The sequence below is a fragment of the Arthrobacter sp. WCS2018Hpa-7 genome (assembly GCF_031843805.1).
Classification (GTDB): Bacteria; Actinomycetota; Actinomycetes; order Actinomycetales; family Micrococcaceae; genus Arthrobacter.
In genome coordinates, this window is record NZ_JAVTJB010000015.1 from 77,666 (window position 1) to 96,579 (window position 18,914).

Here is an 18,914-nt window from a genome sequence, read left to right on the forward strand (position 1 = left end):
CCTTTCGGGGGCGCCGGCTGAGGCGGCGCGGGGGTACGGGTTGAGAGCCCGTCACCATGCAAAGGCTTTGCTTTTGCGGCGCGCTGTTGCGTCGCCTTGGTGCCGGGCGGAACTAGGGAAGTACGACGACGGCGGGCGGGCCGCGTCGGCTGTCTTGCCTGAGGTTCCGCCAGGGGCGGGGGATGAAGACATCGGGTGCGCCAACCGCGGCAGGCGAGGCACCGGCGTCGGGCCTGAACACCAAGGTGGGCAGGGCGAGCAGCGGACGTAGCCAGGCCGCCAACTGCCAGAGCGCATCTTCACCCTTGGTGAGGACGATCGCAGAAGCAAAGGTAGCGATGACGTGGCCCACAAGCATCAGGGTGCCGAAAGCCGTCCCGAGCTCATGGGTGTGCGCTGCTGCAAGGTCCATGCCGGGGCTTAAGGAATCGCCGCCGAGGTGGTGGTTTGCTGCCGGACCCGTGGCCGTGATGGGTCCCAGCGCGGTGAAGGCCTCGTGAAGCACCAATTGTCCCGCGCCTAAGAGGCCCGCCATGGAGACGAGGTTCAGCTTGAAACGGGTAGCCAGCGTAGCCACCAGAGCTGTCAGCACCACGAGCGCCAAAAGGACCGGGGCCGTGGGAAGCGTCCCGCCACCCACAATGTGGGCACCTGCTGCGAGGAGAACCACCACAAGAGAGACCGTGCCCGACCGCAGGGCGTGGAAGGGAACCCGGGTCCGCGATGTGCGCACGTGGTCCTCCCTGATCTCAGTTGGTGTTTGGTTGTCGGCGTCTTGATTCTATCGGGAGTTCGGCGCCGGTCTGGCCCCGGATGGGTGGCTATGTGGATATGTGCGCCGAGGGGCGGGATCCCGGCTCTTTGGCAGCAGCGAAAGAGGTGAGAGCTAACCCCTCGCCCGCCGGACGAAGGTTGCTTCTGGGGGCTGAGGCACTTTCGCTGCGGAAGTGGAACGACGACGGCGGAGCTCCAGTTTGAGGCTCTCCTCGCCGCGCGCCATGGCCCAGTGATGGTTGGCCGAGAATGCGGGTTTCAGGAGCCAGCTCAGCCTGCGCAGGAGGGGCTTGGCAGCGCTGACCCGCCAATCGTAGGTGATGACCACTTCCGGGCCGTCGGTTTCGAATGTCCAGCGACCTGTTCCATTGAGGTCGCCAGCGGCGGTGAGGGCGAAGCCGTCGAGGCTCACGGGTTCGGTAATGGTGAGTCGCCAGCGCAGGGTGTACGGAAGCCAGCCCTTGGTGTGGAGGTCGAAGGTTGCGCCAACGCCGCCGGGTCCGCCGTCGGCCACGGGAGTAACCGTGAGGTAGACGGAGGGCCACCATTGCTTGAGCGTGGCGGCGTCACCAAGGATGTCCACCACTTCCTGGCGGGTGCCCGCTACTCGCCACACGGTGACGAACTCGTAGTCGGTGCTTTTGGTTGTTTTCTTGGTGTGCCCGGCCATTGTTGCCTCCGAGGACCGTCCTGGTTCCGAGGGTGTCTTGTGGCATCCGTGGGCTAATCTACTCCTGGCTTCGCCGAGGGGTTAGCTCTCGCCTCTTTGAGCGGGTGAAAGGGTTGAGATCCAGCCCCTCGCCGGGCGTGAAAGGGTTGAGATCCCGCCCCTCGGCGGTGGCGCAGGGGGAGCTACTCGCCCGAGTTCTCCCGGGAGGTGATGCCGAACGGGGCTGACTTGAGCTCGGTGAAATTTCCCACGCTGGCCCGGACCGTGCACTGTGGCGTGATTTGCAGGGCTGTTACGGTGAGCCCGGAGCTGTCCACTGCCAGCGCCCCGCCGCAGCCATCGGCGAACCGCACCCCCTGCTCACCGCCGGTGACGGCAGCGAGCATCTGGGATGCCTTACCTGAGGCTGGGCTGATGTAGAGGGGATTGAGTTCATCGGCACCGCCGGCCCACACGGGGACGAGCGTGATTTTCAGGGGGCTGGGCGTTACAACGCGTGCAGGGGTGCGGACCTCTACACCCTTAAGGCGTTGCACCGGGTACGCGGTGCCTTTGACCGCAGGGTTCTGCGTGGCAGCCGTGGTTGCCGTCGATCCGCTGCGGAGCCAGGCATCCATTGCCTTCTGGTCCGCGGGCTGCACAGGTACCTTGGCGGTCAACTGCACTGATCCTCCGGCAGGAATCTCCACCCCGGAGAGCTTCCAGCCGCACTCAACGTCCAGTCCGGAGATGGAAGCCTGGTTGCGGCTCACAGTGCCACCGTCCCACGTCACAGCCGGGCAGGTTTCGCCATCGGCAAGACCGGGAATGACCTCCAGGAACTCACCGGACAACGGCGCTTTCTGCGCTGAGTAGGACACCGTCAAACGGACCTGACCGGAAGAAGGCTCGTACGTGGCGCTTCGTGAAATGGTCAGGCCGGTCGGCAGGGCAGGGTCCTGCAACTGGGCCGACAATTGTTGTCCAGGCGGCGTGGGAGCTACCTGCGTGCTGGTGGGGGATAGAAGGATGAAACCCACCACCATCGCCACGATCAGGAAGACCGCGCCAGCGCCCAGAAGCAACGCTTTGCGTGTCCGCCAGAACGGGGTCGCGTCTTTTTCCTCTGAACGTTCCTCCGCCTGTGGGCGGACTTCGCGGCGCGGCATGGGACGGGCGATGGTAGCGCTGCCTGCCTGGCCCAGATCCGGGGCAACCATATCGACGCCGGCAGATGGCGCCGCTGCAAAGGCGGTAAGTTCGTCATCGGTAAAGGCGCCGCGAACAACGGTGGCCGGGCGTTCGACGTCGTCGAACTCCTCAGGCGCTGTCCCCCGGGAGAGAGCAGGCTTGCCGGCAAGTCCAGGCGCCAAGCGCCGGAGGTTCGAAGCCGCCTCACCGGCTGTTGGGCGTTGGTTGGGGTCCTTGGACAGCATCCGATCCAGGACGCTCCACAGGGCATCGTCGACGGGAATACGGGGCGGGCGCGATGAGACATGGCGGTAAGCCACGCTGAAGTCCGTGCCCGGACCTGCGAAGGGAGTACGCCCGGCAAGGAGTTCGTACAGCAGGACGCCCGTGGAATAGACATCTCCGGCGGGGCCTGACCGCCCTTGGCTGATGAGTTCGGGCGGCATGTACTGCGGAGTGCCGATCAGGCCGGTCGTTTGGCGGATTTTCTCGCCCACGACGTCGGAAATGCCGAAGTCGGAGACCCGCACGTCGCCGCTTTCAGACTCGGCCCACGGGCGGGCCAGGAGCACATTGTCCGGCTTGATGTCCCGGTGCGTCACTCCCCGCGAGTGGGCAAAGGCGAGGGCATCGAAAATCTCGGCGGCCACTTTTACAGCCTCTCCGGAAGGCAAAGGGCCACTGTCTTTGACGACGTCGCGCAGCGAGCCACCCGCGATGTAGTCCATGACGATGGCCAGCCGTTCACCCTCCACCACCATGTCCCGTACCGTGACGATGCTTGAATCCTGCAGACCAAGCAGCACGGATCGCTCTCGGACGAACCGCTCTACCAGGGAAGGGTCATCGGCATGCTCCGGGCGCAGGACTTTGGCCGCCAGGGTGCGGCCGTCGGTGGACGTGACGGTCCAGACTTCGCCCACAGCCCCAGAGCCCACGCGCTCCCCAAAGCGGTAGGACGCGCCCAACGCCTGACCCGTTTGTGCCAATTGCATGTCCGTACTCTCCAAAGCTGTCGATCTGATTCCCGAGGCTATCCCGCGGTCCCCTGCGAAGTGTCTGCTGCTGGGTTAGCTCCCGGGGCTCAGTGACTGGATCAGCGACATCTGCCCGCCCACACCGAGGTATCCGCGTCCGGCGGTGAGCGCCACGGGTGCCTTCCGTGGAAGGGTGGCACCCAGCAGTTCGCCGTCATAATTGACGTCGGGCTGGAGCACCACGCCGAGGCGCGATTTGCGGATGGACTTGGTCCAGTGGCTGTACAGCCCACGCAGGTCAGCGGCCCGTCCCGAGGCGACGATGCAGAGCCCCGGAGGCCCTGAAGCGATCATCCCCGCAATGGACTGATCGGTATCCTCGAAGCGTTCGGAGTCGTCGATCAGCAGGAACACCGTGCCGCGCTCGATCCGCAGGGAGGCCAGCAACGCAGGCACTTCGTCCGTGCCTACGGCTACGCGGTCCAGAGCAGCGGTGGCCAACGGGGAGCGGCGGTCGCAAATGCCCCAGACCTGGGCCGGTCCCCGGGAAGTGGCTACGCCACGGACAGCCTCGGCCAAGGCCAACAGCACGGTGGATTTACCGGAACGGGCCGGGCCGGCAATGAGGGCGTGCTCGCCTTCGTAAATTTCCAGGAAGGCCGGTGAGAGGTCCGTTTCGCGGATTCCCACGGGGATGTGCCACGGTTCGGTCTCCAGTTGTGGCTTCACACCCAGATCCGCCATGGTGACGTCGGTGGGCAGGCTCTTGATTGCCGTGGTCTTGGCAGGCGCGTCTCCCCAGCGTTGGCGGACACGGTCCACAGCGGCTTCCAACCCGATGCCGGGAGTCGCAACGTGCATCTGCAGGGAGGTCCGCGGATCCACGCAGCGTCCTGGGAGGGCAGCCGGGACGTGTTTCGCCCGCACCCCGAGCGACGAGTAGTCATACGTGTCGGCAAGCCGGAAGAGCCATTTCTGCAGCGTTACTTCATTCATCACAGAAGGAACTGCTTTGGCGCGGGTAGTGGTCACAGCGAAGGAGAGCCCCAGCGCCGGTCCGTCGGCATAGGCCCGGTACAACAGGCCCAGGAGTTGCTGTGCTTCGAAGTCCTGGAATTCATCGCGCAGGGAGGCCAGGCCGTCAAGCAGGACCACAGTGCGCCGATGCGTACCCGGTGCTGCCCTGCGACTTTCCAGTTCGGTATTCAGGTGCCGTAGGAAACGGGCTTGTTGCTCCTTCGCGCCGGCGCCGGTTCCCACATAGGCCACGGTGTGCGGCAGGCGTTTAAGCATCTCAAGATCACCGGAACCCATGTCCAGAATCATGAGGTCCAAATCGGCCGGATCGGCGTCCTTCGCAAGGGTCATCGCGATGGTCGCCAAGGTGGTGCTCGTACCTGAGCCCGCCACGCCCATGAGCATCAGGTTGCCCACGGACAGGTCCCAGCCGGCGGGCGACTGGCGCTGCAGCTCAGGTTCGTCCAGCAAGGTCACCAGAACGGTAGACCCCTGCACGCTGCCGACAGTTGGATGGCTGGCTGCAGCGGCGCCCTCCGGAGACTCCTCCGTCAGGAATCCCTCCAGTTCCACCCGCTCGCCCAGCGCCTCCGGCCAAACCTGCCTCGGAGGGGCGTATCCCGCCTCGGCATTGGCCTGCACTACGGCGTCGATGAGGAGATCCAGATCGTTCTCGTCCATCGCAGCGGACCGCGGAAGTACAGGAGCGGGGGCCGGGACACCGAACTGCCGGATGTCGCGGACATCGACGGCGGGACCGCCGTCGAGCTGTGCCTGTCCGGTGACCAGCGCGGTCTGGACGGGCGTGATGTCGTCCTGGCCGAGCTTCACAAAGGCGCGGCCCATCTGGGCCCTGCCGATGGCCGAGGCGGCGGGCACGCCAATAACGTTGTTGGAGTCGTCGCGGCTCTGGACGCGCAACGCCACCCGAAGGTTGGTATTGGCGAGAATGTCATCGCTCACCACACCGGCCGGGCGCTGCGTCGCCAGGATCATGTGCACCCCCAAGGTGCGTCCCACAGCGCCAATGCTGACCAAAGCGGTCAGGACGTCCGGGAAATCCTTGGCCAGCATGGCGAACTCATCCACCACCAGCAACAGGCGTGGCATCGGTTCGGCCGGGTTGGTGGCCAAATAGGCATTGAGGTTATCGATGCCCTCGCCTGCCTCCGCGAAAACCCGCTGGCGGCGCTCCATCTCTGCTTCCAAGGCGATCAGGGCCCGGTCTGCCAGCTGTTCGTCCAGGTTGGAGATGGTTCCAATAGTGTGGGGTAGACGCTCGCAGGCCTTGAAAGCGGCCCCACCCTTGAAGTCCACCAGAATGAAGTTCAACAGGGTGGGATCGTTGCGGGCCGCGAGTCCGGCCACCAGGGAACGCAGGAACTCGGACTTTCCGGATCCGGTGGTACCGCCTACCAAGCCGTGTGGGCCGTCTTTGACCAGGTCCAGGGTGAGTGGCCCGTTTTCGCCGGTGCCAATGGGGGTGGAAACTCCGGTGGGGGCCTGCCACAGTCTGCGAATGGTCGCTGCGTCGGGGCGCTCATAGCCAAGAAGGCCCGGCATCCGCACCAAGGCGGGCAGGGATGCCCCTGGAACGCTGAGTTCAGGATCATCGAAGTGTGCCAGTCGCGTGGCGCAGCGCAGGGCTTCTTCCTGGTCGAGGCCTGCCAAGATGACGTCCTCCACACGAGTGAGGTCCTCGGGCTGGTCAACGGCCGCGGCAGCATCCGTGCCAACTCTGATGATGGTGGTGCAGGAGGCCGGCAGTTGCTCCTCGGACGTCGCTATGACGATGCCCGCCACGCGGGGTGGCCGCTGCTGCGGGTTGATATGGCCCCCGGGAACGGAACGCCCCATGCCGAGCAAGGCCCGTGCCGGGGCATCCCTGCCCTCTGTCAGTACGTCGGAATCGAGGACCACCATGAGCGCTGGGGTGGGCAATTCTTCCACTGAGTCCTTCAGCATGCGCAGCATGGCCAGGCTGGTCTCACGGTGCGCGGACATCCAGCGATCGCCCGTGCTGCTGCCGGTTTGGCGCGTGTGGGGGAGCCACGAGGCCCATTCCCATTCGTCGGCCCGGCCGGCGTCGCAGAAGACACCAATCGTCAGATCTGCCGGACCAACGTGCACCGCAGCCTGGGCCACCAGGGAGCGGGCCAATGCCAAGGCGCCTTCCCGCGAGCCAACAATGCCCACTACGCCGGCGTCGGTCAGGTCCACCAGCACAGGGGCTGCCAGGAGACGGGCTGCCGTGAGGGTTTCCTTAACCTTTTCGTCAGGGCGCGAGCCCGCAGCACGGTCCACCTCAGGCTTCCACGGCACATCACCCGTGCCCGCATGCAGGGCCAGGAAGTCGTCCGAGTCTGCACGCCGCTGCCACAGTGACGTTGCCGGAAGCGCAGGTCGGCGGACCACTGTGGCGGGATCGGGGACCATCCTGTGCCGCCGGGCGGTTTCCACCTCGGCGGCAGTGCGGATCTGCTTCCCAAACTCCTTGAGCGCTCCGTCGAAGCGCTCGGCCTCTTCCTTCAGGCCACGGGCATGGCGGCGCTTTTGCTCGAACCACATGCCCACAGCCATCACCGGACTGAGCATGGCGAACATGGCGAACCGCATGTCACGGAGGATCATCACCATCGCAACCGCCATGACCAGCGGAGCCAGCACCGTGATGTAGCTGAACTTGTTGGCCGGGGGAACATCCTTGCGGCTCGGCGGGACCAAAGGATCCCCGGCCGGTGCACGGCCGGGTCGCGGTGGCCTGTTAAAGGGAGCAGTGGCTGCTGGCGTCAGGTTGTGCAGGCTGCCTGGCGCGGGGGCCGGGGTCTCGTCCAATGCAGGGCGGAGGAGAAGGACCGTGCCGCCTGCCGTGATGGTGGCCGTTTGAGTGACCAGAACCCCGTCCTTGCCCACAGGTTCCCCGTTGACCAAAGTGCCGTTGGTGGAACCGCCATCCACCACACGGAGCCCCTCCTCTTCACGGTGAAGACGGAAGTGGTCCCATGAGGCACTTTCAGTAGGAAGGCTGAGATCGGCGTGGGGTGATCTGCCGATGAGCATGTCGCGTCCTTGCGGAACGTCCACCACGCCTCCAGTACGCTGACCGCCGGCCAGTGTGAGGCTCCAATCACGCACGCGGTGAGGCATTGGCCACGGTGCACGTGAGATGCGGCTGCCTTCCAGCAGAATCAGCTCGGACAGCGGTGTGGCCCCACGAACCTCTGTTTCATTGACGAACACAGGTTCCTCAGGGCCAACACGGGGTCCCCCGGCGGCTTCCACTAAGTCGGACAACGTGATGGCGGGCGCAGCGTGGGCAACCTCGCACTCGAAACGACGATCGTCCAGGTCGATCAGCACACGCACCGGGCGCTCCTCCTATAGTGGAACTGTTCCCCACAGGCGTGGGGACAGAACGGGTTGTTAAGGGCTGGCTGGTGCCGGTACCCAGACGAGCCGCGGCGCGTTCTCGTCTGCAGGACGAAGACCGAGGTCCTGAGGGGACGCAAAGACGGGTATCGCATCAGCGGTCAGTGCCTGGGCTTGCGTGAAGTCGAGCGGGGGACCGGCGAGGCCTTCCCCGGGGCCGAAGGACAGGGTGTTCAGCGACGCTGCGACCTTCGACGGGTCCTTGCTCCCAGCCAGTGCAGCCGCGCGGACCAGGGCCACCACGGCGTCATGGCTGCGGGCGTCCGCGGCCCACGCATCGGCGGAGAAGGGGGTATCGTCCGTCAGGTTCTTGACCTCCGGATTCCCTCCAGCCAATCTGATGCCGGAGAGGAACGCGGACATTCCCCGCCCTTGGGCATCCTGCTGAAGTGCGATTGCATCTCCGGTGGCCGGGGCAACGCTGACCAGTTGTCCTGAAGCGGTGCCGTCCAGCTCCGCGAGCGAGGATGCGAACGCGGGGGTGATGGCGCCGTCGGGAAGTACCAGCGGAACTGACACGTCGCGTGACTGGAGGGCTTGGACCAGGCGGGCGAGGCGCTGCGGCGTTGCCGCCGACACAACAACAGCATCTGCGGGGTTGGCAATACGGGTGCCCTCAGCATCAGCCGGCGCATCCTTGGACGGCGGCCGAAGCTGGTCGCCTGTGCGGATGGCGGCTTCCTGGGCCAAGCCGGAGACATCGGAGAAGCCATCCAGCGTCAGTGTGTCAGCGGGAGTGACGGATGCCGGGACCTGGCCGCCGTCGTTGACCAGCAGCACCCGGCTCTTGCCAGCAAGAACGGTACCCAGAGCGGCCTGGACAGAGGCTGCCGTTGGGCCCGTCGTCCACGTGGTCTGAGTGGGTTCGGAGGCTTCGGCGTAGGGCAGGATGACCGGGAGGTTGCGCTCCTCGGCCGCCTTCGCGGCGGCAAGGGCCTGAGGCCCGGTGCTTGCCACAACGACGCCGGACACACCCTGTTCGGCAAGGGCGCCGACTGCGGCACGGGCGCCGTCTTCGGTGCCTTGGTCGTTCTGGGTGGGGAGAGCGACTTTGGCCCCGCTTTGGGCGAAACGCTGCGCCGCCACCACAGCACCCTGTGCTGCGCGGTTGTATTCGGTACCGGGCTCCCCGGACTGGCCGAACGTCATGACGACGCCGATCGAAAAGTCCGCCGGCAGGCCATCAGCCTTCAGGGCAACAGGAACTGTTGCCGCCACAGGATCGGGCCGGGGAGCTTCCGTAGGACGGTTCAGCGTCATCACCAGGACTGCCGCTGCAGCAATGACGACGGCGGCTCCCGCAGCAATCAGGGCGATCAGACGTGCGCGGGGGCTCATGCTGCGCCGATCTTCAGTGTGTAAAGCGTTTGAGACGTAGCGCCGGCCGGCACTTCGAGTTGGAACGGCGGCAATTCATCCACTGCGGTGAGCGAGGCCTTGAACTGGGCCTGGCGCAACAGGAGTCCTGCCACGTCCCGGGAGCGGATGTTTGCGTAGCCTTCGGCGTTCTGCGAGGCAAGGGCCAACTGGAAGTCCGCCGTGTCCGCTTTTGCCGCGCTGGTGGCCATCGAGCCGAGCAGGCCTGAACCGTTCACCGCCCTGTCCCCGAGGTCCAGCATCACCTTGTTGAGGCTGGACGCGAGAAGCGCGCTGGCACCTTCGACGTCGCGGGTGGAGCCCGACGTGCTGGCTGCGATGTTGTCCAAGGAGGCCTGGGTGCTCTTGGACAGGGCGGCGGTCAGGTCACCACTCTGCCCCAGGAGCTCGTCACGCTGCTTGTTGACCGTTCCCTCGGCGTCTTTCACAACGTCGTCCGAGGTGGCCTTCAGCCCGGAAATGGACCGGTTGAACGCTGAAGTCACGGCTTCGGAACTGGCATCGCCGATATCGGCAACCTGCCGCACTTGTTCGTCCACGGTTTTGTAGACCTCTGCAGCAGTTTCGGCCGAAACGTCGCGGAGTGATTCCTTGATCTTGTCGCCTAGCATGTCCTGCTGCTCTTTCAATTTCGCAAGTGCAGTGGTCACTGTGCCGGAAGATTCAATCGCGTCAGCGAGGGCAGCGTCGAGCGCCTCGAGTCCCTTTTTGGTTCCGTTCACGTTTCCTGTTGCGGCGCCGTCGAGCGTCTTGACGGCGGTCCTGATCGCTTCCAGTTTGGTGTCGGCGGCGTCGAACGTCGTCTCCAAGGCCGTGAAGGCCTGGCCAATTACCTGGTCGGCGGCAGTGGTGTCAGTCGCTGCGAGCACTTCATCCCAGGCAGCCGACTGAGCTTCGAGCCGAACGTCCAAGGGCTCCTTAAAGCCCGGCGGCGGATTCAGTGCGGGTGAGGGGTTGCCGTCTTCATCAGTCGGTTCGCACGGCACTGACGTCAGGTAGGAACGCAGCCTGTCAACGTCCTTGGCGGACAGCTTGCCCTTGCCAGGGATGAGGCCGTCGTCGGACAGCTTGCAGAGTTCGTCGGCCAGTTTCTGGTTTTGCTGCAGCATGGAGCCGTTCAGCCAGGTTCCCTGACCGAGTTCGCCCTTTGCTGCCTTGGCATTGGCCGCGATGGCGAGGAGTTTCTCACGGAGGGTGTCAATACTGTCCTGCGCCGCGGTGGCTGCTTTTCGGGTTGCAGCTGCAGAGTCCGCGGCTGACTTGATGGCTGCATCCAGTGCCGCGAGTGCCTTGCTGTAATCCTCCGAAGTTCCGGAGCCGTCAAGCATCGAACCGAGGTCCGTGCGCACCTTTTCAAGTGCGACGGCGGACGTCGCCTGGTCTTTGATGGCACCTTCCACCACCTGCGGCTGAAGGCCGGAGACGAGTTTGTCGCCTTCTTGGACCAGGCCCAGAAGCGCTCCGGTGACAGTGACGGCGGAACCGTAGAGGGAGCAGGTCATTGAACCCTGCTCAGCACACTCTGCAGGGGTAGGGTTCTCGGGTCCCATGGTTGCTTTGAGAGCACCGGCGACGGTGTCACGGCAACCAGCGCTGACCTTTGCATAGGCATCCAGCTGTGAGGACATGGTGAGAACGCTGGAATACACGGTGGCTGAGGGCGCGGCCTTGGCCACCTCAGCGGTGCAGCCGTCGCCTGTGATGGGGGTGACCGGCGGTGTGGCGGAAGTGTCGCCCAGCATCGCGTCCACGGCGGAGACCGTCAGTTTCAACTGCGACATGGTGGTGGACTGGGTGGCCGTAGTTGAAGACTCCAGGTCAGAGCCGAGAACCTGCAGCTGCTGCTTCAGGTCCGACATCGTCGCGGCAAGGGCCTGGGAGTTGTCCCGCAGTTCACCGGCTGTCTTCGCGCCGAGAGTCTGCGACGTTGCCTGCAGGTTCCGGCGGACATCGGTGATGGTGGATCCGGCTTTCGCCAGGACGGTGTTGACATCAGATACCAGCGAAATGGTGCGCCGCTGTAACTCCATCTCCGAGCCTGTTCCGGACGAGAAGGCGCTGGCAAGCACACCGTTGGCACTGAGGTCTGTATTGAGGCCCGGCTGGACGGCGACGTCGAACTCGGGAACCTGGAAGTCCTTCACGTCGGCGGCGAGACGCAGCGTGGTGCTGGCGCCGGAACGCGGGGGAGCCAGGACGGTGGCCCACTGGACTACGGTGGCACCGTCTTCAGTACTGCTCAGGACTCCGTTGGTACCCGTGGTGCCGTCGGCCGAGCCGGGTGTTACGTCGTCCGCCCGGATGCCGGGGAGCTTGGTGGACGCGGCGATTGTCAGCGGGGCACCGACCAAAGCAGTGTCAGAACGGGCCTGGCCGGCGGCATCGTACTGGATGGTCTGTGGTTTGACGGTGAGGTTCTCCAGCGTCAGGTTGATCTCCACCGGGCCGGTGTGGCCTTTCAACTCGGCGAGGTCGGATCCCGATTTCTCGCCGGCGCGGTACTGCAGGCTCACGCGCACCGGGAGTTCGCCCACAACCTGGGCGGTGTCATAGGTGGTGTTTTCCGCCGAGGAGTCACCCGCAGCGGACACGGAGATGGTAGTGCCCTCGATCTTCTGCACTCCGGCGGCCGGGGACAAGCCCACGCGGACGCTCTGCAGGAGTTTGACAGGGTCGGACACCGGCTTCGGCTCTGGAGTCTGCGTGCACGACGTGGTCGCGATCAGTCCCAGTGCTATCAGGGCGATGCCCAGTACACGGCCCGGGGGAATACGACGCCCCGGGTTGTACTGGTTAAAACTAGCCTGCCTGGGCATGGATCGTCCCCCTCTTTCCGTTCACGGTGCCTTGAGTATCATAAGGGGTTGCGCTCCCGAATGGAGTAATCCTGCTGCACGGGTATCACTGCAGCTCACAGTCATGTCATGTCCATTGAGATTTGTTTGTCTGTTTGTTGGATTTATTGTTTGGTGTTGGTAGTTTGGGGGTGTTTGGTTGCCTGGGCTGGTTTGGCTTGGGTGTTGCGATTGTTCTTATTGGGAGGAAAGTTCTATGTCGCGTGTGTTGTCTACTGAGCAGGCCAAGGCTGCTATTGGTCAGGTGCAGTCGATTATTACTGGTGGGTTTACGGATCAGATTTCGGCGTTGGATGCGCAGGGTCGTGTGTTGTCGGATCCGAATGTGTGGGATGGTCCGTTGGCTGCTGAGTTCCGTGGTTCGACGTGGCCGGAGACGAAGGCTGCGTTGGATAAGGCGCGGGAAGAGCTGGAGCAGTTGCGGGGTCAGTTGCAGAAGATTTCGCAGGACATTTTCTCTGCTGGTGGCGGGGCCTGATTCTTTTTTTGGTGTGAGTGTGGGGGCCGGGTGATCGTGCTGCGTTGATGCGTGGTGTGGTTGCCCGGCCGTTGCGCTGTGTTCTTGCACCGGCTCTTGTGGTTGTGGTGCCGGGTTTGTTGGTTTTGTTCGCGTTCTTGTTCTGTGGGGGGCTGTGGTTGTGACCGAGTTCGTTGAGATGCCGTTGTTGCCGGATTCCGATGGTGCCCATGGTGGCCGGTTTGTGTATGGGGTTGCTGAGTCGGTGAAGGGTGCTTTTGAGTCCGCAGCGTCGCGGGTGGAGGAGCATTCGGGCTCGCGGACGCCGTTGGTGTCCTCGGCTGGGGAGGATTTCCGGGGGCATTTCTCGGAGGTGTTCGCGGCGAACGCGGCCACGGCGGCACGGGATGCGGAGTCCCTGGCCTCGGCGTTACGCATGGTGGCCGGGTATGTGGGCACCATGATTTCCGAGGCGCGGGACGAGGATGACCGGCGGCGGGAGAACAACGAGTGGGTGCGGCGGCATAACAACCGCAACTGGCTTGAGGAGTTTGGTGACGGCCTTTGGGGTGAGGAGGCTCGTCCGAATATGGAGCCCGGGAGTGCGCCGTCGTTCCCTTCGGAGTCTCCGGTGCCGGGGTCGCGGGAGACTCCTGGCCCGGGTGGTGGGTTTGGGGGCGGGGTGTCCTCGGCGCGTCCGGAGTCGTTGCGTTCTTTCGCTGCGGGTTCGCGTGGGCTGGATGAGGGTGTTGCGTCGGTGCCGGGGTCTTTGGAGTCGGAGTTGTCTTCGTTCGCGGACCGGTGCGGGTGGGGCCGGATTGACGCTGCGGGTGTGGTGACGGCGTTCCGGCAGTATTTGGCGGCGAATGAGGCGGACGCGGGGTGGGCGTTGGTGGTCGCGGACGCGTTTGCTGCTGCCGGGGGTGAGGGCGCGGTTTCGACCCTGTCGGATGCTGCGGTGAACGAGGCGTTGGCCGCGGCGGGTGTTTCGGGGACCCGGACGGGGTTGGTCATTGATCCGCCGACGGCGGCCGGGGCGGTGCCCTCGTCCGGGTATGCCAATGATCCGGTGAACACGGCCACAGGGAACTTCATCGAACCCGAAACCGATCTCGGGTTCGCCGGGGCGGCCGCGGACCTGGCGGTCACAAGGATGTATAACTCCCTCGGCTCTGGCCTGGACACTGTTGGGGTGTTTGGTCCGGGGTGGGCCTCGGTGCTGGACCAGCACCTGGTCCTGACCGATGAGGGGTGCCGGTGGGTGATGGCTGACGGCCGGGCGGTGGACTTCCCGCGTGAGGGTGCGGGCTGGGCCCGCGCCGTTGGGGAGAACTTCTGGCTCACCCGCCACCCGGTCGCGGAACCGTGGTTGGCGGAGCTGACCTCGGTCCCCGCCGGTGTTACCGAGGTGTTGGTCGTGACCGATAACCAGGGTGCCTGGTGGGCTTACACCACTGCCGGGGTGTGGCTCGGGACCGGGGCCGGCCCCGGCCGGACCATCTCCGCCCACCGTGGTGCTCCCTCAGGGACCGTATCCGATGCTGTGGCGTCCGATGTTATGGATCCCGCCGGCGTGGATGCCAGCGCAGACGCCGCCGCTGAACCGGTCGATGGTGGGTTGGGTGTGGTTGACCGGTTGGTGCATGTGCGGGGCCGGTTTGTGGAGATCGATCACGTTGATGGTGTAGTCGGGGTGGTGCGGGGTTCGGATGGGCGCCGGGTTGAGTACGGTTACGACGCCGAGGGCCGTTTGGTCACGGTCGGCACGGAGACCGGGACCCGGGTGTATGGGTGGAACGAGGCCGGCTTGATCGGGTCGGTCGTTTCTGCTGCGGGTGTGGTGGAGGCCGCGAACATGTATGACGAGGCCGGCCGGGTCATCATGCAGGTCACGCAGCATGGGCGGCGGACGCGGTTCGCTTATTTGCCGGGCCGGGTCACGGTGGTCTCTGATGAGGACGGGTCCCGGTCGAATTCCTGGGTCGCTGATTCGAAGGGCCGACTGGTGGGGGTGCTGGACGCCGAGGACCGGCGCCAGTCCATGTCTTATGACGGGCACGGAAACCTGGTGTCTTTGACCGAGCGTGACGGCGCGGTCACGGTCCATGGTTACGACACCCGGGGCCGGAAGATCCGGACCGTGACCCCGGAGGGCGCGGACCTGACATATGGGTGGGACGGGCAGGACCGTATCACCACGCTGGTGACCGCTTCCGGTGCCACCGTGACCTATGAGTACGCCGATGAGCTGTCCCGGGACCCGTCCGTGGTGGTTGACCCGTTGGGTGGCCGGACCGAGCTTCAGTGGCGGGACGGGCTCCTGGAACGGGTTACTGACCCGGTCGGGGTCACTATCGGTTTTGAGTACGACGAGTTCGGGGACCTGACCGGAACGTCCAACGCCGCAGGTGACACCGCGAGGATTGTGCGGGACCGGGCGGGCCGTCCGGTGACGGCGGTGAGCCCCTCGAGGGCCGAGACCCGGTTCAGTTATGACGGGGCGGGGGTGTTGGTGCGTCGGGTGGATCCGGATGGGGCGGTGTGGGCGTTCGAGCACGACACCGCGGGCCGGACCACCGCGGTGGTTGCCCCTGATGGGGGGCGGACGGTGTTCGAGTACGCCCCCAACGGTGAACTGTCCCGCACCACCGACCCGCTCGGCCGCAGTATCGAGCGGGTTGTTGATGCGCTCGGGAACCTCACCGGCGCGGTGTTGCCGGACGGGGCGTCGTGGGGGTTCACCCATGACAACCTCTCCCGGCTCATCGGTATCACGGATCCTGCCGGGCATGATTGGGTGCGGGAGTACGACACGGTCGGCGCCCTGACCGCCGTCGTGGATCCGACAGGGGTCCGCACCGGAGCCGTCACGGACCGGTCCAACGGGACGGCGTCCCTGACCGACGCCTTCGCGTCGTCGACGTTGAGTTTTGATGAGTACGGCCGGCCCACGAAAATCGAATCTGTCGACGGGTCCGCGGAACTCATCACCTATGACGGTGCGGGCAACCCTGTCGAGTTGGTCGATGGTGAGGGCGGGTTGACGGTCCTGGGCCGTGACGCTGCGGGGAAGATCACCTCGATCACCTCCCCGACGGGGGCGGTGACCCGGTTCGAGTACGACCACTGCGGCCGCCCGTGGAAGAGCATTGACCCGGTCGGGGCGGTCACGGAACTGTCCTACGACGTCGACCAGCGCCTCACCGCGAGGAGACTGCCGACCGGTGAGGTCCAAACGTTCGCCTACGACGCGTGTGGCAGGTTGACCGCGAAGCATACTCCGGGGGAGGGGACGGCCCGGTACGGGTATGACCGGTGCGGGCGGCTGAGTTTCGCCCAGGATTCCTGGTACGGGACCCGCCGCTTCGAATACAACCTCGCCGGGGAGTTAGTGTCCACCATCAACGGGGTGGGTGGCAGGACCGGGTTTGAGTACGACATCCGCGGCCGGCTCACCCGCATCACCGACCCCAATGGTGGGGTCACCACCCGCACGTATACGGCCACGGACCAAGTCGCTAGTGTCACGGACCCGCTCGGGAGGGTCACCACGGCGACCTACGACCCGGCCGGGCGGCAACTCTCGCAGACGGACCCGGACGGGCGCACCACCACCTGGGCCTACGACGCCGCGGGCCGGGAAGCGTCCACGTCGGTGGACGGTGCACTGATCGCCGCCATTGAACGTGACGTGGCCGGCCGCAGGGTGGTCATCACCGACCATACGGGTGGGGCGGGGTATGCGGTGGAGCACGAACTGTGCTTTGACCGCCGCGGCCTCCTCACCCGAAAGTCCAACGGCAACGGCAACGGGAACGGGACCGGTGCGTTGGGGTGGGAGTATGACGGTGACGGGAACCGCACCGCGTTCACCGACCCCACCGGCACCACCACCCGCTATACCCGCGACGCCGCGGGCCGGGTCGTGAAGGTCTCAAACCCGTTGCTGGGGGATGCGGCCTTCACCCACGACCCCTCCGGGCGGATCACCACCGCGAGGGCCGGGAACTACGCCCAGGAGTGGGTGTATCGGGGCGGGAGCCTGGTCGAGCACGCCCGCACCCACACCACCGATGGCCCGGGTGCTGCTGATGTGACCCTGATCGGCCGTGAGGACGGCGGGCGGATTACCGGTCTGTCCCGGAACGGGGCCGTGACCCGGTACGGGTACGACACCGCCGGGCAACTGATCTCCGCCACCACCACCGACAGCCACAACGCGTCGGCGTCGGCTTCGGTGGTGGGGTGGGAGTACGACGCCGGTGGGCGGCTGCTCCGCGAAACCACCCCCACCGGGGCCCGCACCTTTGAGTACGACGCCGCAGGGCAGCTCCTTACTGTCACGGACCCTGACGGGTCCCGGACTGAGTACGTGTATGACGGGTTGGGTCGGCGGGTGCGGGTGATCGACCCGGGCGGGTCCTGGACCGAATACGCCTGGGGCCCTACCGGCTACCTCACCGGCACCATCGAAAAAGACCCGGACGGGGGAGAGGTGTCCAGGCACCGGCTCCACGTCGACGCGCTCGGTGAACTCGCCACCGTGGACGGGACACCGTTGTGGTGGGACACCGCCGCGCCCGTGCCGACCCTCGCCGGTGCCAACACAACCCAGGTGTTGTCCCTGCCCGGCGGGGTCACCGGCATCGGGGAGGCGTGGACCGCGCCCGGGTGGCGTGCCGCCCGACCCACCGATCAGCACGATCCCTGGGCCGTCCTCGGCACCCCCACCACCCCCAACCCGGGCAGCCCTGGAGTTGCTAATGCTGGTGGTCTGGGTGGTGTGTTACCCGCCGGGATAGGCCTGACCGCTGGTGGCGGGATCGACATCGCCGGGCTCGAATGGCTCGGCAAACGCGCTTACGACCCGGCCACCCGGGGATTCCTCTCCACCGATCCTCTCGCCCCGGTCCTGGGCGCGGGCTGGGATGGCAACCCCTACTCCTACGCCGGGAACAACCCCCTCAACACTTCTGACCCCACCGGCCTGAAACCCCTGACCGACGAGGACCTGAAAGCCTACGACGGCTCCTCCCGCGGCGCCCTCGCCGCAGCAGGAGACTGGTGGAACGACAACTGGGAATACGTCGCTGCCGGGGCCGCAATCGCCGTTGGTGTGGGCCTGATGTTCACCGGAGTTGGGGGACCCGTTGGTGTTGCTTTGATCGGCGCGGCTTCCGGTGCCTTTATAGGCGGTGGGGTATCAATCGCGTCGCAGAAGAAAATTACGGGCCAGGTGAATTGGGGACAGGTGGGGGTCGATGCGCTTGTCGGGGGTGCAGCAGGCCTTGTCGGTGGGGGAACCGCCAGCCTCATGGCCAAGTCCGCCCCGTCCGTAGCTCGATGGGGAACAACCACAGCGCAGTCCGCTCTTCGATTTACTTTTAGCAGCACGGGACGAGCTGCTACGGCGGCCGGGACCTCCGGGTCCACATCGAATGTCCTGAACTACCAGTTCAACAACACTGGAGTCAAAGACTTCGCCGGTTATGCTGGGGCTGTTGTGACAGGGTTTGGGACCGGCTCAGTCTTTGGCGTTGCTGGAAGTAAACTCACAACGTTTGTGACTTCGCGCATAAATGTCGCTCCGGTATACCCTACCGGTTGGAATCCTCGTCTGATCGCACCCAATGTCCAACGTTGGACGTTGGGGTGGAGCGAGGCAACGAACCACATCATTGGAGGTGCCCAGGGTGCAGTAAACCAATGGGTCCGCCCCGGTGCGGACACTTCTCGTGCCGGGATACTCTCGGCTGCAGCACAGGGGTTCTTTCTGGGTGCAAAGGGACCTGTGGCCGGTGTTCACCGCGCACCTTGACATCAATCCAATGGAGCCTAAAGAGAGAAACATGAATACATCACCTAGGCGGGACATCTCAAGACATCCGTCTGGAAAGTCGGCGAAGCAATTGCGGAAGGACCGGTGGGTTCTGTTTGTCCTTGGATGTGCACTCCTGCTAATCCCCATAGCCATATTTGTTGTGCCGCCGGTTTCGGATGCGTATGACGAGACTCATAGGGTTGCGATCGAGTGCACGGTTACGGGTGCTGAAGGCGGGGTAGCGTCAGGGGGGAACCGTGGTGGTGCTTCCTGGTCTCGGGTTCAAATCAGTACCTCGGATTGCGGGACCCTGACTCTGACTAGGGATATCACCGAGTCGAACCGGGATGCTGTGGCGGCGGATTTG

Annotated in this window: 8 protein-coding genes; 2 read left to right on the plus strand and 6 right to left on the minus strand. The window is 65.1% G+C overall.

All coding sequences use genetic code 11. From position 1 onward, the window contains the following. Window positions 1–112 precede the first annotated feature (112 nt). From RQH14_RS15990 to RQH14_RS16015, 6 genes are all read right to left on the minus strand, one after another. Entirely contained in the window at window positions 113–733 is a 621-nt protein-coding gene (locus RQH14_RS15990; protein WP_311214156.1) for a hypothetical protein, read from the minus strand. Window positions 734–886: 153 nt separating this feature from the next. Continuing rightward, complete coding sequence (locus tag RQH14_RS15995; RefSeq protein WP_311214157.1) at window positions 887–1,444, minus strand: SRPBCC family protein; 558 nt, start codon at window positions 1,442–1,444, stop codon at window positions 887–889. 182 nt (window positions 1,445–1,626) lie between these two features. Further along, complete coding sequence (locus RQH14_RS16000; RefSeq protein ID WP_311214158.1) at window positions 1,627–3,609, minus strand: serine/threonine-protein kinase; 1,983 nt, start codon at window positions 3,607–3,609, stop codon at window positions 1,627–1,629. A gap of 75 nt (window positions 3,610–3,684) precedes the next feature. Beyond that, on the minus strand, window positions 3,685–7,974 hold the full coding sequence (locus RQH14_RS16005; RefSeq protein ID WP_311214159.1) for an FtsK/SpoIIIE domain-containing protein: 4,290 nt from the start codon (window positions 7,972–7,974) through the stop codon (window positions 3,685–3,687). Between the two features lie 57 nt (window positions 7,975–8,031). Further along, window positions 8,032–9,375 (minus strand): hypothetical protein, encoded by a 1,344-nt coding sequence (locus tag RQH14_RS16010; RefSeq protein WP_311214160.1) that lies wholly within the window; start codon window positions 9,373–9,375, stop codon window positions 8,032–8,034. Next, on the minus strand, window positions 9,372–12,230 hold the full coding sequence (locus RQH14_RS16015) for a hypothetical protein (protein WP_311214161.1): 2,859 nt from the start codon (window positions 12,228–12,230) through the stop codon (window positions 9,372–9,374). Before RQH14_RS16015 ends, RQH14_RS16010 begins: the two co-directional genes overlap by 4 nt. Window positions 12,231–12,465: 235 nt before the next feature. On the opposite strand from RQH14_RS16015, the gene RQH14_RS16020 reads away from it, so the two are divergent. Beyond that, window positions 12,466–12,747 carry a pyrophosphorylase gene (locus RQH14_RS16020; RefSeq protein ID WP_144653423.1) on the plus strand — a complete coding sequence of 94 codons (282 nt, stop codon included), beginning with the start codon at window positions 12,466–12,468 and terminating at the stop codon, window positions 12,745–12,747. 160 nt (window positions 12,748–12,907) lie between these two features. Next, window positions 12,908–18,544, plus strand: a complete 5,637-nt coding sequence (locus RQH14_RS16025; RefSeq protein ID WP_311214162.1) for a DUF6531 domain-containing protein — start codon at window positions 12,908–12,910, stop codon at window positions 18,542–18,544. Window positions 18,545–18,914: the final 370 nt, after the last annotated feature.